The 15,451-nt window shown below is 65.4% G+C and carries 15 protein-coding genes; 5 read left to right on the forward strand and 10 right to left on the reverse strand.

Features of this window, described 5'->3' with window-relative positions; translation table 11 throughout:
* The first annotated feature begins 200 nt into the window (after positions 1 to 200).
* The gene (locus I55_RS17095) at positions 201 to 2,573 is read left to right on the forward strand and encodes a S9 family peptidase (protein ID WP_159107221.1); all 2,373 of its coding nucleotides are present in this window, start codon (positions 201 to 203) and stop codon (positions 2,571 to 2,573) included.
* Positions 2,574 to 2,699: 126 nt separating this feature from the next.
* On the opposite strand, the gene I55_RS17100 is transcribed toward I55_RS17095, so the two are convergent.
* Positions 2,700 to 2,900 (reverse strand): bacterioferritin-associated ferredoxin, encoded by a 201-nt coding sequence (locus I55_RS17100; RefSeq protein ID WP_044561789.1) that lies wholly within the window; start codon positions 2,898 to 2,900, stop codon positions 2,700 to 2,702.
* A 724-nt stretch (positions 2,901 to 3,624) separates the two neighbouring features.
* Here I55_RS17100 and I55_RS36065 point away from each other — a divergent pair.
* Positions 3,625 to 4,863 (forward strand): DUF6575 domain-containing protein, encoded by a 1,239-nt coding sequence (locus I55_RS36065; RefSeq protein ID WP_148293793.1) that lies wholly within the window; start codon positions 3,625 to 3,627, stop codon positions 4,861 to 4,863.
* A gap of 40 nt (positions 4,864 to 4,903) precedes the next feature.
* On the opposite strand, the gene I55_RS39340 is transcribed toward I55_RS36065, so the two are convergent.
* From I55_RS39340 to I55_RS17120, 5 genes are all read right to left on the reverse strand, one after another.
* A complete protein-coding gene (locus I55_RS39340) occupies positions 4,904 to 5,248 on the reverse strand; it encodes a DNA-3-methyladenine glycosylase I (RefSeq protein ID WP_307718716.1) in 345 nt (114 codons plus the stop codon).
* The gene (locus I55_RS39345; protein WP_307718715.1) at positions 5,242 to 5,511 is read right to left on the reverse strand and encodes a DNA-3-methyladenine glycosylase I; all 270 of its coding nucleotides are present in this window, start codon (positions 5,509 to 5,511) and stop codon (positions 5,242 to 5,244) included. Before I55_RS39345 ends, I55_RS39340 begins: the two co-directional genes overlap by 7 nt.
* An 11-nt stretch (positions 5,512 to 5,522) precedes the next feature.
* Positions 5,523 to 5,810: a YciI family protein gene (locus I55_RS17110; RefSeq protein ID WP_044561790.1), complete on the reverse strand. Its 288-nt coding sequence runs from the start codon at positions 5,808 to 5,810 to the stop codon at positions 5,523 to 5,525.
* A gap of 30 nt (positions 5,811 to 5,840) precedes the next feature.
* Positions 5,841 to 6,413, reverse strand: a complete 573-nt coding sequence (locus I55_RS17115; protein ID WP_044561791.1) for a TetR/AcrR family transcriptional regulator — start codon at positions 6,411 to 6,413, stop codon at positions 5,841 to 5,843.
* A 129-nt stretch (positions 6,414 to 6,542) separates the two neighbouring features.
* Positions 6,543 to 7,481, reverse strand: a complete 939-nt coding sequence (locus tag I55_RS17120; protein WP_199902621.1) for a hypothetical protein — start codon at positions 7,479 to 7,481, stop codon at positions 6,543 to 6,545.
* 141 nt (positions 7,482 to 7,622) lie between these two features.
* Here I55_RS17120 and I55_RS17125 point away from each other — a divergent pair, with 141 nt between their 5' ends.
* Complete coding sequence (locus I55_RS17125) at positions 7,623 to 8,165, forward strand: flavin reductase family protein (protein WP_085940037.1); 543 nt, start codon at positions 7,623 to 7,625, stop codon at positions 8,163 to 8,165.
* An 8-nt stretch (positions 8,166 to 8,173) separates the two neighbouring features.
* Here the strand turns inward: I55_RS17125 and I55_RS17130 are convergent, their stop codons facing one another.
* Positions 8,174 to 9,571 carry a carbohydrate porin gene (locus I55_RS17130; RefSeq protein WP_049974219.1) on the reverse strand — a complete coding sequence of 466 codons (1,398 nt, stop codon included), beginning with the start codon at positions 9,569 to 9,571 and terminating at the stop codon, positions 8,174 to 8,176.
* A 26-nt stretch (positions 9,572 to 9,597) separates the two neighbouring features.
* Positions 9,598 to 10,074 (reverse strand): hypothetical protein, encoded by a 477-nt coding sequence (locus I55_RS37130; RefSeq protein ID WP_044561793.1) that lies wholly within the window; start codon positions 10,072 to 10,074, stop codon positions 9,598 to 9,600.
* 317 nt (positions 10,075 to 10,391) lie between these two features.
* Between I55_RS37130 and I55_RS17140 the strand changes: the two genes are divergently transcribed.
* Both I55_RS17140 and I55_RS17145 read left to right on the forward strand, forming a co-directional pair.
* A complete protein-coding gene (locus I55_RS17140; RefSeq protein WP_044561794.1) occupies positions 10,392 to 12,482 on the forward strand; it encodes a di-heme-cytochrome C peroxidase in 2,091 nt (696 codons plus the stop codon).
* 135 nt (positions 12,483 to 12,617) lie between these two features.
* On the forward strand, positions 12,618 to 13,739 hold the full coding sequence (locus I55_RS17145; protein WP_159107222.1) for a catalase family protein: 1,122 nt from the start codon (positions 12,618 to 12,620) through the stop codon (positions 13,737 to 13,739).
* 133 nt (positions 13,740 to 13,872) lie between these two features.
* On the opposite strand, the gene bfr is transcribed toward I55_RS17145, so the two are convergent.
* Together bfr and I55_RS17155 are read right to left on the reverse strand one after the other, a co-directional pair.
* Positions 13,873 to 14,349, reverse strand: a complete 477-nt coding sequence (gene bfr / locus I55_RS17150) for a bacterioferritin (protein WP_044561796.1) — start codon at positions 14,347 to 14,349, stop codon at positions 13,873 to 13,875.
* Positions 14,350 to 14,481: 132 nt separating this feature from the next.
* Positions 14,482 to 15,451: KUP/HAK/KT family potassium transporter (locus tag I55_RS17155; protein ID WP_044561797.1), on the reverse strand; the 970-nt coding region annotated here is incomplete at its 5' end.

A 15,451-nucleotide genomic window follows, 5' to 3' on the forward strand; every position in this document is an offset into this window, starting at 1 on the left:
CATTTCAAACAAGGCCTTGGCCATCGTGTCGCGACACGGCCCCCAGGGGCCCCACGGCCGAGCCCCACGGCCGGGCCGGCCGGTCGGGACGGCCAACCGTTTACAGCCCCGGGGCGCTTCGATACGGTGCCGGCCAGTTTGGGCCTGTAACCAGCGGCGCCGGCAGGCAAGCGCGCGCCGCCCGGGAGGACGATATGGGTATGATGGGGCGCGCCAGCCGGAGCGGCGCGGCGATGGGCGTCTGGCGCGGCCTGCTGGCCGGCGGTGTGTTGGCCAGCGGTGTGTTGGCGGGCGGAGTCCTTGCAAGCGCCCTGTCGGCGGCGCCCCTGCTGGCGGCCGAGGCGCCGGCGGCCACCGGCAGCCCCCTGACGGTGGAGCGCATGCTGGCCAGCCCGGCGCTGAACGGACCCCGGGCGCGCGGCGTTAAGTTCTCCCCCGACGGCGGCCTGGTGACCTATCTGAAGGCCAAGGCCGACGACGCCAACAAGACCGACCTGTGGGCATATGACATAAAGGCGGGCGAGCATCGCCTGCTTGTCGACAGCAACCAGTTCAGCGCCAAGGAAAGCGAGGAGGAGCGCGGCCGGCGGGAGCGCCAGCGCATCCGCGACACCGGCATCGTCGACTATGGTTGGGATGAGGAGGGCAAGACCCTGCTGTTCCCCATGGCGGGCGACGTCTTCGTGTTGCCGCTGGGCGGCTCTCCCCGGCGCATCACCGACAGCGCCACCACCAAGGACGCGGCGATCGACGCCCGCTTCGCCCCCGGCGGCACCCTGGTCAGCTATGTCCGCGGCAACAACCTGTACGTCTATGACCTGGCCAAGGGCCAGGAACGGGCGCTGACCCAGGACGGCGGCGGCACCCTGTCCTATGGCACGGCGGAGTTCGTGGCGCAGGAGGAGCTGAAGCGCAACACCGGTTACTGGTGGTCGCCCGGCGCCCGCTATATCGCCTATACCCGCGTGGACGAGTCCGCCGTGCCGCTGGTCAGCCGCTATGACTATGGCGCCGAGGGCGTGACGGTGGTGCCACAGCGCTATCCCTTCGCCGGCGGCGCCAACGCCAAGGTGACGCTGCGGGTGATGGACCTGGCCTCCGGCAAGGTCGCCAGCGTCGACCTGGGCGACCCCGCCGGCTATTACCTGGCCCGCGTGGACTGGCGCCGCGACGGGTCGGAGGTGCTGGTCCAGCGCCTGAGCCGCGACCAGAAGCGGCTGGACCTGCTGGCCGTCAACCCCGCCACCGGCGCCAGGCGCACCCTGCTGACGGAAGAGAGCAAGACCTTCCTGAACCTGCATGAGGACCTGCGGGCGCTGGCCGACGGCCGCATCCTGTGGGCGTCGGAGCGCACGGGCTACAAGCACCTCTACCTGTGCGACCATGAGGCGGCCAAGTGCCGGGCCCTGACCCGGGGCGACTGGGCGGTGGACGCCGTGGCCGGGGTGGACGAGGCGGCGGGACGCGTCTTCTTCACCGGCTTCCGCGAGGGGCCGCTGGACCACCATGTCTATTCCGTGCGCCTGAGCACCGGCGAGGTGACGGCCCTGACCCATGAGGACGGCTGGCACGGCGCGGTGATGGCGGCCAAGGGCGGCACCTGGCTGCACAGCTATTCCGGCCCGCACCAGCCGCCGCAGCTGTCGGTGGACGACGCCAAGGGCAACCGCGTCACCTGGCTGATCGAGAACAAGCTGGATGGGAACCACCCCTTCGCCCCCTATCTCGCCGGCGAAATCCAGCCGGAGTTCGGCGTGCTGAAGGCCGACGACGGCAGCGACCTGCATTACATGCTGCTGGTGCCCCCGGGGGCCCGCGAGGCGGCCAAGACGAGCGGCAAGAAGTACCCCGCCATCGTCAACGCCTATGGCGGCCCGGCGGCGGCCCTGGTGACCCACGCCTGGGGCGACGCGCAGACCGGCTTCAACCAGGTGCTGGCCCGCAACGGCTACGTCGTCATGGTGCTGGACAACCGGGGCACGCCGCACCGGGGCCAGGCCTTCCTGTCGGCCACGTACCACCATTTCGGCTCGGTCGAGGTGGCGGACCAGGTGAAGGGCGCCGACTTCCTGAAGTCCCTGCCCTTCGTGGACGGCCAGCACCTGGGCTTCTACGGCCACAGCCACGGCGGCTTCATGACCATCATCATGCTGACCCGCGCGCCCGGCGTGTTCGCCGCCGGGGCCGCCGGCGCCCCGGTGACCGACTGGCGCCTGTACGACACCGCCTATACCGAACGCTACCTGGGCGATCCCAAGGACGGCACCGCGTATGAGGACTCATCCGTCTTCAAGGACCTGAAGAACATACAGGGCCGCCTGATGCTGATCCACGGCATGGCCGACGACAACGTCTTCTTCGACAACACCACCAAGCTGCTGCGCGCCTTGCAGCAGCAGGGGACGCGGTTTGACCTGATGACCTATCCGGGCCAGCGCCACGGCTTCTACGACACCTACGCCAACATCCACCGCTACAACACCATGCTGGACTTCTTCGACCGCACCCTGCGGCCAGCCGGCGGCGCGACCGCCGTCACGGCGGGCGGTGGAACGGCGGCCGGGACGCCGTAAGGCGGGCGACCGGCACCCAGGCCCGGACCCGGCCCCGGAAGCGACAAAGCCACCGATCCCCAGCCGGGTCGGTGGCTTTTTCCTTTGGGCGTGTTCCGGAGAAGAGGCGGAGGTGCGGGCGCGCGCTTACTCCGCCGCGCGCAGCATGGGCTCGGAGGTGTTGGCCGCCTCGCCTTCCTGGATCATCTCACGCATGGTGTCGAAGCACTTGCCGCAGCGGGGCGAGCACCCCTGCGCCTTGAACACCGCCCCAACGCTCTGCGCCCCCGCGCCGATATGGGTGCGGACGGTGCGGCAGTTGATGGCGTTACAGACGCAGACATACATGACGCGAGCACCCACCCAGAGCCTGATCTGGGGCCTAAGATACTGAGAGGCGTTCGCAGTGGCAAGACTGATTCTGCGAGGCATTCGCGGATGGGTGGGGTACAGTTGGAGAAGCGCCAAAAACAACAGCTTTATCTAGCGACCAACACTTACAACAACCCTCGAGATAATATAATTACGGTTGAAACACGTTAATATTATGCGTACGCTGATGATCTCGTCTTTTGGGAGAATATTTTATGAAGAAAGATAATTTTGGCAATAAAAATTCGCCCCAAGCCAAACCATCGTCAAAAAATGGCCTCCCTATAGTCGTTAACAGTACCACTGTCACGAGCACCGTGTTAGCGTCACCCCCTGCCACTCTGGCATTGATGACAACGGGGCATAGGCACCCTTTGTGCCCTCCCCCTGCAGCATCGAGCCAAGCTCGAACTCTATATAGGCTCGTCAAAAATAACCCCGTCCAGTCTGCCGATTTTAAGACTACGGAAGAAGAAGGAGCGCACAGGAGTAAGGACTCATGCCAAAGAAGCTCCATTTCTTTATGGGAGACAGAGGAGCATGCGAAATCGGTACGCAAAAACATCCCATCAATGACGGGGCGTTTAATCGCATTTGGCGTTGTTAATGCTGGCCTAATGCAGCAGACCAATGGTCCAGGACACTGGTCATGGTGGCCTCCAATTGAATTCCATCGGCATTTGCTTTTTAAGGTGGTGTGATGGAAAGATCAATTAAAATAATTGATACTATTATATACTACGACGGGGATCGTCTGTTTTTCGGCAAAGGGGACAGTGGCAGATACTATCTTGCGCTTAATGTCGAAGAAAGCGAAGATTCGACAACTTGGCTGTACGCCCCCGTATCAATTTTCGATTACTTAAAAATCCGATCTCACGCCAGTTATTTTGGCGATTACTTCAAAGAAGAAAACACACCATATTTATTAACCTCGAAGGCTAGGGAAAATATCGAAAACCAAGAAGCCATAAGAGTTTTGAAGACATCTGAGATCCCAAGCGAATGGCTTCCTCAAGGAACCTTAGATGATCAAAAATTACTTTTCCAGGAACTGCCGCGAGATTCCTGGATTTTTAATCAGATTCTGTCTTTTGAAGGTAAGACAAAACTCCCAATTGAGATTGCCGCAAATCGACACCGCCGCCCCATGACCGATGTAAGATTTATCAGAACACATGGGACTGATAATGGAATTATTCCCGTTACGGTACTTGGGAAAGCACTGCAAGCGCTACAGCATCTTGTCGATTCGATTGCCGCAGCCCTTGAAAATAACACATCTACCCGCGGTCGGATTTCTGATTCTATTAGATCTAAGGTACAATTAGATGCCATTGCAGCCTACCCGTCTTCCTTTGGCATTCGCCTAGAAGCTAAGGAGGCAGACTTATTGGGAGAATCTCTATCTGGTCACGTCTTTGAAAAACTCGACGAAATTCTAAAGGCCAAGCATCAGAAAGATAACCTTCGAATTGCGATATCACCGCTCGGAGCACGGGCCGTCGCACACTATAAATCTTTTACAAAGGCGCTATCTTTGGCTGAGGTTGATGTCACATTCAGTTCGGCTGTGCCTGGCGACCTATCACCGCGCTCCGCAAAGATAACATATCAAGAGGCGACCGAAATTCTTTCAACTCTAGAAAAAGAAAATATATACGATGGAGACCAACTGTCCGTAGTCGGAAAACTAATTGGCCTTAGTCTTAGAACGAGATATTTCATGCTCGAAGCGAATGAACATACATATCGGGGAAAAATATCTCAAAAATGCCTCGCCGACATCGGAAATAAGGCTACCGTTGGCGATCCCTATATTGCAACCATCAGCGTCACCGTTGAGATAAAAGAATACTCTGGCGATACGGAAGATAAATTTGAGCTAGTTTCCTTGGTTGCAATCCCTAGAATGGACGAGAATAAAGAACGGAAATAATAGGTCTCTTCTCAAATCCCATCTCTTTACCCTCACTCCCTCACCCCGGCCGCCTGAACACCCCCCGCGCCCGCTCCACCTCCTCCCGCACCACGCATCCTTCAGCGTGGTCATTGATCAGCCCCATGGCCTGCATGAAGGCGAAGACGGTGGTGGGGCCGACGAATTTCCAGCCGCGTTTCTTCAGGTCCTTGGACAGGGCGATGGAGGCCGGGGAGGTGGAGGCGGTCTGGGGTGAGGCGCGGTCCTGGGGCCGGGGCTCGAAGCGCCAGAGGTAGGCGGCCAGCGATCCTTGCTCCCGCACCAAGTCCTGGGCGCGGGCGGCGTTGTTGATGACGGCCTCGATCTTGCCACGGTGGCGGATGATGCCCTCGTCCCTCAGCAGGCGGGCGACGTCGGCCTGGGTGAAGGGGCGATCCGGTTGAAATCGAAGTCATGGAAGGCGGCGCGGAAGTTATCGCGCTTGGCCAGGATGGTGCGCCAACTCAAGCCCGACTGGAAGCCTTCCAGGCACAGCTTCTCAAACAGCCGCTGGTCATCGCCCACGGGGAAGCCCCATTCGTGGTCGTGGTAGTGCAGGAATTCCGGGGCCGCGTCACACCAGCGGCAACGGGGGCGGCCGTCCGGCGCGGAGGTGGTCAGGGTCATGGCGGCCCCCGTCAGTCCAGCAGGAAGGCCAGGCGGTCGTCGGCCCTGGCGGGCGTGATCTCCGCCACCGCCGCCGCCACCACGCCGTGGGCGACGAAGGGGTCGCCGGCCACCCGGGCCTGCAGGTCCGCCAGGGTGGTGGCGTGGGCCAGGATGGCGCCACCGAGCCTGGGCTGAAGGCTGCCCGACAGCAGGAACACGCCGTCGTCGAAGCCCTGGCGCAGCCAGGCGTTGTGGCCGTCCATATGCTGGGCGGCCTGGGCCCTGTTGTCGGAAAACGTCAATGTCACCAGGAACATGGGCTTCCCCCTTTCATTATCCCGCTGGTCTCAGGCGCCGGTGGCCCGCGCGTCCAGCCAATCTTCCAGCAGCCGCACCTCCTGCCGGACGAAAGCGTCGTCGCGGAAGGCCTGGGCCAGGGTGGCCACCCCCTGGCTGCGCGCCAGCAGATGCAGGGCCAGGCCATCCGCCGCGTCCGCCCGGCCCAGGGCGGTGAACTGGCGGGCCAGCCAATCGCGGAACAGGGTGAACAGCTTCGTCGCCTGTCCCTGGGCACCATGGCCCAGCTTCGCCAGTTCCGTGGACAGCGTGCCCACGGGGCAGCCGTACAGCATGATCTGGGCCTGGTTGGCGATCAGGATGTGGATGAAGCTGCGGATGCGGTCCGCCGGGGTGGCGCCACCCGCCTCCCACCGCGCCAGCAGGGCCTGGGTGTCATCCAGCCGCCGGGCGATCACCGCGTCCAGGATCTCATCCTTGGTCTTGAAGTGGTAATAGAAATTGCCGCGCGAGATGCCCACGGCCGTGGCGATGTCGGCGAACGAGGTGTGCTCAAACCCGTTCTCATAGAACAGCCGATCCGCGCACCGGATGATCTGGTCCCGCGTCGCCTGGCCCGCCATGGCCCCCGCCCCTTTCCCGCATTCACCGCCATCCCGCCAGCGCCGCCACCCGGGCGACGCCAGTAGGACGGTCGTCCCAATCGAGAAACTAGGACAACCGTCCCAATGCGTCAAGCGCGGCGTGCGGGCTCACCCCGCCGCGCAGAACGGCAGCGGCCGGGGCGGCGGGGGTGGGTGGTCGCGGCGGTAGCGCGCGATCAGCGGCGCCAGGGCCTCGTTGGACCAATAGGCCGGCGTGCCGATGTCGCGCAGGCAGGTGGCGTTCCAGTAGGCGCCCGCCACCCGGTGGGCGACGGCGGCGATGTCGGCGGCCTCGGGGTAGATGTACAGCGTCGTGGGATCGTCCTTGGCCAGGGCGACGAGGTAGGCGGCATCCGATGGCGACCAGCTGGTGCAGCCGTTGCTGCGGCCGCCGGTGTAATCGACCAGCGTGCCCTGGATGACGTAGCCGTCGTGGTTGGCATGGGGGCTGATGGGATCCTTGCGCCGGCACAGGCCCTTGAGCGTGACGGCGGCGTGGCCGCCGATGGCGCGGGGCCGGGCGTTGGCGGTGTCGCCCTCGCCATCGAACTGGAGGAAGGGGCGCACCAGCGGCGCGTCCTGTCCGTCAGCCGCGCGGTAATAGCCCTTGAAGCTGTCCTTGATCTCGGCGGTGACATAGGCGCCGCCGGCCGTCAGTTCCGAATCCTGCGCATTGCCGAAGTTGCGCGCGCACTCCCGCCCATTGGCGAAGTCGGCCAGGCCATCCAGGCGGCGGCCGGCGCCGTGGCCGGCGGCGATGGCCTGGAAGGTCCGTTCCGCCTCGCAGATCACGTAGAAGCGGCGCCCTGGCCCGCCGTCGGGCGCAGTGTTTGGGCGGGTGGCGTCCATGGCCAGGTAGCAGGGGTTGCGCACCACGCCGCCGGCCACCTTGCGTAGGTAGAGCGCGCGCGCCCGGGCCAGGACCGGCAGGGCGATCTGGCCCTCATCCTCCCCGACATGGGCGGCGAGCCAGGCGGGAAGGACCGGGGACAGGTCGGCGCGGGCCGGAGGCCACCCCCAGGCCAAGACGCCGACGAGCAACAGCATCCCCATCCGCACCCGCCGCACGCGTCCCCCCTCCGATCCACTTGGCGCACCATCGCACCGGTGGGAGTATAACGGCATCTGGGGCCGCTGGCCCACAGCCGGCCACGCCAAGGACGATGTACCATCGGGATGGAGAGGACCATGGAGGTTCTGCCGCTCAGCCGGGCGTTCACGCTGTTGGAACCGGGCCCCGTGGTCCTGGTCACCACCAACGACGGCCGCACGGACAACGTGATGACCATCACCTGGACCATGGTGCTGGACTTCGCCGCCCGGTTCGCCATCACCACCGGGCCGTGGAACCATTCCTATGCCGCGCTGACGGACACCCGGGAATGCGTGCTGGCCATCCCCACCGCCGACCTGATCGACACGGTCGTCGGCATCGGCACCTGCACCGGCAGGGATACGGACAAGTTCGAGAGGTTCGGCCTGACCCGGGCCCGGGCCCGGCATGTCCGCGCCCCCCTGATCAGCCAATGCCTGGCCAATATCGAGGCCCGGGTGGTGGACATCGTGGAGCGGCACAACATCGTCGTGCTGGAGGGCGTGGCCGCCCATATCGATAGCGCCCGCCGGGAACGGCGGATGCTGCACGCCGTGGGCGACGGCACCTTCATCATCGACGGGCGCACGCTGGACCGGAAGGACGCCATGCGGTCCAAGCTGCCGGGCGGGCTGTAGCCCCCCGCCTACAGCCGCACGCTGGTGCGCAGGCCCAGCACCAGGCCATCACCCACCGGCGTGGTGCGGCCAGGCGCCAGCACGTGACCACCGGGGTGGACGACGTACTGCACGTCCGGCTGCACCGTGGCCCAGCCGGCGACCACGGCCTGGTAGCTCAATTCCAGCACCAGTTCATGGTCGCGCACCGGATTGTAAGGCCGGCCATACTGGCGATAGTCCTGGTCCAGGCCGGCGGCGGCGGCGCCGATCTGGGCAAAGGCGGCGGCCAGGCCCAGCGTGTCGTCGGGCCGGCCGGGCAGCGGGCCCTTCCACGTCAGGCCGCCATCGGCGTAGAAGCCGATGAGGTTGCGGTCGGCCGGCGCAGTGGCCAGGCGCAGGAAGGCGGCCAGGCCGCCCTCCGGCTTCTCCCCGCTGTGCGTCAGCTGGACGTCGGCTACCCCGTAGACGCCCCAGTCGTCCACCCGGGTCGCCGCCACGCCGTCGGAATGGGGGTCGGCCAGGGGCAGGCCATTGGCGGCGCGGCGCAGGTCATGGAAATGGCCGCCATGGAACCAGGCGCCCAGCTTCAACGCGGGGCCCTGGCCGCCGTCCCCCCACAGGGCGCCGCCTTCGGCCGGCTGGTATTGGGCTTCGACGATGGCGAAGACACCGCCGGAGACGCTGAAGGTGGTGCCGCTGGGGTCCTGGACCTGGGGGTCGCCCACGGCGGCACCGGCGGGGTTGCCGGCGAAGACCGCCCCCAGCACCGACAGGTCCGGCGTGGCCGAAACCTGGACACGGGCGCCGGGCGTGGCCAGGGGATAGGCCGGCCCGCCGCCGGGCAGGTCGGCGCCGGTGATGGCCTGCCAGCCGAAGGTGCCGTTGACGAACAGGGCGGCGCCGCGACTGGTGACGAACTCATCATCCGCCGCCAGTTGGCCCAGGCGGACGGAGGCGCGGCCTTCCCACAGCGACTGCTGCGCCCATAGGGTGAACAGGCGGGGACCGGGCAGCGCCTCGATATTGCTGACGGTGGCGATGTTCTGGAGGCAGCAGCGGCTGAGCCCGGCGCCATGGATGCCATAGGCGGTGGCGTGCAGCAGCAGGCCGTGCCAGCCGAACGCCGTCTGGGCGTCCAGTTCCACCGTCGCCTCCAGCCGGCCCTCGCCCACCGTGGCACGGCGCACGCCGCCGTCGGTCAGGCCCAGCACCTCCCCCACGTAGACTAGGTTCAGGGACAGGCCATCGTCCAACAGGCGGGTGCGCAGGCCGCCCCAGTCGCCCGTCAGGCTGTCCCGCTGCCAGAAGCCGGGCGGCGCCGGATCGGCGGTGGGAAGGGTGGCCGTATCGCCGTCCTGCGCGACGGCGGGTCGCGCCAACGCCAGCAGCAGGCCCGTGGATACCAGGGCGGCCCGCAGGATCATCGCCACCCCCTCATTGCGCCGCCCCCTCATTGCGCCGCCGCGTCCAGCAGACGCCGGGTCATATCGCACACGAAGGTCTGCAAATCGGCATCCCGGCGGCCACCCTGCACCTCCACCTGGCCGAAGACCTGGGTCTGGTAGCGGCCATCCCGGTAAAGCCGCAGTTCCACGGAGATGAGGCGGTGCACCCCGAACAGGCGGCTGGCGGTGGAGCGTGGCGGACCCAAAGTACGGGAAGCGCCCCCGGCGTAAGGATTGGGGCGGAAGGTCCATTCCACCCGGTCGGGTGCGGCCCGGTCGGGTGGCGCGGACGGGATGGGGCCGACGGCGGCGAAGGACTGCCCGCCGCCGGGCGTGTTCTTGCCGGCGGTGTTCATCACGATGGCCAGGAAGGGCGCCACCTCCCGCGGCTGGAAGCCTGGTAGCTCGCCTATGGCCGTCACCGCCAGGGGGGCGCCTTGCGCGCGGGCAACGGGCGACATCCCCCCCAGCGCCCCCAGCATCACGGCCCCCCATATCACGGCCCGACGCGTTGCCGAGCGACGGGGGATGGGGGGCAGTCGGGCGATCATCGCATCATCTCGGGGAACGGCCGTGATGAGACGGGATACCACGGCTTTCGGGCCGCCGCCGCCGCAACCACTCATTGTCACAAAACGACAACCTGCGCACCCGGGTCGCCCCACCCCAACCCCGACTGATCCATGACAGTCATTATGGTGGAATTTTTCCTTTTACATGCTCTTATAGCGTGCGATAGAGAATTAGGTCACATCCTTATCCGTTCAAGAAATTAACAAGTCACCACGGGACGACCCTCATGCAGTCCACTCAAGGCTCACGCCGGCTGGCCGCCCTTCCGCTCACCGCCCTGCTGCTGCTGACCAGCTGCGGCGGCTCCAACGATACGATCCAGATCGGCACCAGCAAGACGGGCACCCTGCCCCTGCCGTCCTGGTCGGACAAGCCCGCCACCGGGGCGGTGCAGCGGTTGCCGACGCCGGATACCTGGGGCAGCTGGTACGGGATTGACCAGGGCTGGACGCTGGAACAGCGCCAGGCCTTCTGGTTCACGCCCCAAGGCTCGTGGATGATCCCTTACGGCTGGCTGCTGGCGCTGGAGCAATCGGGTAGCGAAACCCCGTTCATCGCCCCGGAGAATATGGCGCGCCTGGGCTACATCCCCGCCCCCAAGAGCGTGTGGAACCCCGATGGCTTGCCCATCGGCTTCACCGTGTCGCCCCCGCTGACCGACAAGAACGGCAAGCCCGGCATCGCCTGGGCCGGCCCCAACTGCGCGGCATGCCACAGCAACGAGGTCACCTACCAGGGCAAGGCGGTGATCATCGACGGCGCCCCCTCCCTGGCCGATTTCTACCACCTGAACATGGACATGCTGGACGCCCTGGTCACGACCTCGGAACAGCCGGCCAAGTTCGACCGCTTCGTCAAGGCGCTGGTGGAGCGCAAGTTCCTGCCCGCGGATACACCCCAGGCGCGCAACGAGCTGCAGAACCAGATGGCGGAGCACGAGATGTGGCTCAGCGACTATCTGAAGCACAATCTGTGCGGCGACAGCCATGGGGGCGACTGCCTGGGCGGGCAATCGGTGGTGGATACGGCCCGCGCCTCGGGCGGCTCCACCTATGAGGCCTACCTCGCCAACAACCGCGCGGTGCGCGAGTCCCTGACGGCCGAGGCCAAGACCGAACCCACCAAGGCTATCAACCGGGACGAGGTGTACCACAAGGGCTACGTCCCTCTGCCCGGCAACGGCCGCATTGACGCCATCGGCGCCATTTTCAACCAGGTGACCGGTCCCAACATCGCGGTGGCGCACGCCAACTACTCCCCTTCCAACGCGCCGGTCAGCTATCCCTTCCTCTGGGGGGCGCCACAATCGGACCGGGTGCAATGGAACGGCTTCGGTGAGAACACCTCGGTGCTGGGCCTGGGCGTCGGCCCCCTGGGGCGTAACGTGGGCGAGGTGCTGGGCGTCTATGGCCGCGTCGACGTCCGGCCCCGGGACCCGAGCCAGTGGACGACGCCCGATGGCTCGTTCGAGACCCTGAACCTGCCGACCCCCACCGTCGGCTTCGCCAACACGGTGCTGACCAACAACCTTGGCCATCTCGAGAAATGGCTGTCGGGCTTGCGCTCCCCCCGCTGGCCGGAGGGCGTGTTGCCCCCCATCGACAAGGCGCTGGCCCAGGCGGGCGAGGCCATCTACACCGGCAAGAGCGTGGAAGGAGTGAACTGCGCCTCGTGCCATCAGCCCGTGAAATTCGAGGACGAAGGCAAGTCCTACGACGCCGTCCTGGTCCAGACGTCAGTGGTGGGCACCGACCCGGCAATGGCCGACAACTACATGCTGGAGCGCAACACCCAGACCACCAATTTCTGGAAAAGCGGCAAGCTGGAGGGCAAGTCTCAGAACGTGGTCGAGTTCTGGAAGTCCTACGGCCCCACGCTGGACACCCGCGCCGTGGCGCTGGTGGATCAGGTGGCCGGCGTCCTGTTTTCAGACATGGGTAAGACCATCGCGGCGGCGCGCTTGAGCAAGACCTACAGCGGCAGCGTGCCGGACATCGGCGACCAGCGGTCCTACAAAGCGCGTCCCTTGACCGGGATCTGGGCCACGGCCCCCTACCTGCACAACGGCTCCGTGCCGTCGCTGGCCCAACTGCTGACCCCGGCGGAAGATCGCGTGCCCACCTTCCACGTCGGCAACCGGGAGTTCGATCCGGTGGATGTCGGTTATTCCACCGCCGAGGATGGGTCGCACCCGACCTATGAGTTCGACACCCGCCTGCCGGGCAACAAGAACGCCGGCCATACCGGCCACGCCTACGGCACCGAGTTGAGCGCGGATCAAAAAAAGGCCCTGATCGAGTACCTGAAGACCTTGTGACCGCCAGGGCGCATGATATCTGGCCGGAGCCGCGGGCGTTGAAGCGGAAACGCCCGCGGCTCTGTGCCTTTTATGGGAGAGCGTCCCGTGCGCCTGTCACCGTCAAAAGGCCGGAAGGCCGCCCTGCGGAAAACCTTGTCGGCCACCGCCCTCTGCCTGGTTGCCGCCTGTTCGGAGAAGGGCGACGCCTATTACCGCCCCATCGCCGAAGCCGACTATCCCGAGGCGAACGGGCCGGGCGAGGTATTGGCGCCGCATGAGGTGGACGACGCGGCGCGTCTGGCCGCGATCATCCACGCCCATCTGATGCGCCTGTACGGCACCGGCCCGGTACGGCGGGACGCCCATGCCAAGGCCCACGGCTGCGTGCGGGCCACCGTCGCCGTGCGCGCGGATGTGCCCGAGGCCCTACGGCGGGGCCTGTTCGCCACCGCGGCCGACTATCCGGCCATCATCCGCTTTTCCAACGCCAACGAGGCGACGCAGCGGTCAGACCATGAGAAAGACGGCCGGGGCATGGCCATCAAGATCTATGATGTGCCGGGCCAGCCGCTGAGCGTCGCCCCTGGTGAACGTCCGTCGCAGGACATCATCCTGATCAACTACCCCACCTTCCTGGTCGCATCCCCGGACGATTACCTGACGCTGTTGGGTTATATCGACAGCGACGACCGCCTGACCAAGCTTCTGCAGCCCCTGCTGGTATTCTCCGCCATCGGCTGGAAAGGCACGATGAACGCGGTGGGCGCCGCCAGCTCCCTCATCGACAACCCGCTGAACACACGCTACTGGTCCATGGTGCCCTACCAGCTGGGCACGGGCGCGGACGCGCAGGCGGTGAAATATTCAGCCCGCCCCTGCCAGCAGTGGCCCGTGGTCATCCCCGGCGGCGACGATCCCAACTACCTGCGCCACGCCATGAGCGCCACGCTGGCGGCGGGCAGCGCCTGCATGGAACTGATGGTGCAGCCCCGCACGTCGGACGCCATGAGCGTGGAGGATTCCCGTTACGAATGGGCGGAGACCCTGGCGCCCTTCGTTCCCGTCGCCACCATCACGGTGGAACAGCAGACCTTCGACACGGCGGATCAGAACGTGGCGTGCGAGGCCCTGTCCTATTCCCCTTGGCACGCCCTGCCGGACCACAAGCCGCTGGGCGCCGTCAACCGCCTGCGCCAGGCCATCTATCGACAGATCAGCGCCCTGCGCCGCGAAACGGCGCGGAACCCGGCTCCGGCAGTCACCGGCAAGCCGTAGGTACCAAATGCCAACGGCATGAGGCTGAGCCTCATGCCGTCGTATGATGTGACCACATCCACTTACGATGTGGCGCCATCCAAGTCACAAGGCCGGCGCAGCCAACGGCTGCCGGCGCCTGGGGGGACCCTTATCAGGATCCCGACCCCATCTGTTCCTGCTGGTAATTCTGCAGGCCGACGCGCTGGATCAGGTCCTGCTGGGTTTCCAGCCAGTCGATATGCTCTTCGGTGTCTTCCAGGATTTCACGCAGGATCTCCTTGCTCTGGAAGTCGCGCACCGACTCGGCATAGGTCATGGCGTCCTGCAGGCAGGTGCGGTTATGCCGCTCGATGGACAGGTCGCCTTCGAACATCTCCGGCACGTCCTCGCCAATCTTCAACTTCAGCAAGTCCTGCAGGTTGGGCAGGCCTTCCAGGAACAGGATGCGCTCGATCAACTTGTCGGCGTGCTTCATCTCGCCGATGGATTCGTCATAGACCTTCTTGGCCAGGCGCATCAGGCCCCAGTTCTTCAGCATGCGGGCATGCAGGAAGTACTGGTTGATGGCGGTCAGCTCATTGGTGAGGATCTTGTTCAGGTGAACGATGACCTGCGGATCGCCCTTCATACCTTATTCTCCTTATTCAGGCGGGCCCAGTGCGAGGGCCATGCATAGCACCAACGGACCGCCCCGAATACGGGTTAAGTCCCGAGAATGATTCGCTATTCGGCGCGGAAGCGCCAATGGTCGAAGCGCCTATTAAACTTCGACTTGGGTGCCCAATTCCACCACGCGATTGGGCGGAATGTCGAAAAATGTCGTTGCCGACAAGGCGGTGGCGGACAGGGCGATGAAAACCTGCTCCTGCCAGCGCGTGAGGTCGGAGCGGCTGGACGGCACCAGCGTCTCGCGTCCCAGGAAGAACGAGGTCTCCGCCAGGTCGATGGCCAGTCCCAGCGGACGGCATTCGGCCAGCGCGCGCGGCACGTTGGGCTGCTCCATGAAGCCGAAATGGGCGGTGACGGAGAAGAAGCCCTTGCCCAGCTTTTCCATAGAGACGCGGCGCTCCCGCGTCACCCACGGCACCTCCTCGGTCAGCACCCGCATCAGCACCACGCGCTCATGCAGCACCTTGTTGTGCTTCAGGTTGTGCAGCAGGGCGTGGGGCACCTTGTCGACGCTGCCGGTCATGAACACCGCCGTGCCGGCCACGCGCACCGGCGTGCGGTCCGCCCGTTCCAGGAACAGGGACATGGGCAGGGCGTCGCGATAGATACGGTCGTACAGCACCTTGCGCCCCAGCCGCCAGGTGGAAACCAGCAGGAACACGCCCATGCCCACCGTCAGCGGCAGCCAGCCGCCCTGGGGAATCTTCAGGCAATTGGCGGTCAGGAAGCTGAAATCGATGAACAGGAAGAAACCGAAGACCACGGCGGCGCGCGGCCGGCTCCACCCCCACACGTCGCGGGCGGTGAACAGGGCCATGATGGTGGTGATGGCCATGCTGCCGGTGACGGCCAGGCCATAGGCGTCCGTCAGCTTGGCGGAACTGCCGAACATGATGACCAGCGCCACCACGGCCACCAGCAGGGCCCAGTTGATGCGGGGCACATAGACCTGGCCGATCTCGCTTTCCGAGGTGTGGCGGATTTCCATGCGGGGCATGTAGCCCAGCTGCACCGCCTGGCGGGTCAGCGAGAACACGCCGGAGATGACGGCCTGGCGGCGA

This window comes from Azospirillum sp. B4, from assembly GCF_000333275.1.
GTDB lineage: Bacteria > Pseudomonadota > Alphaproteobacteria > Azospirillales > Azospirillaceae > Nitrospirillum.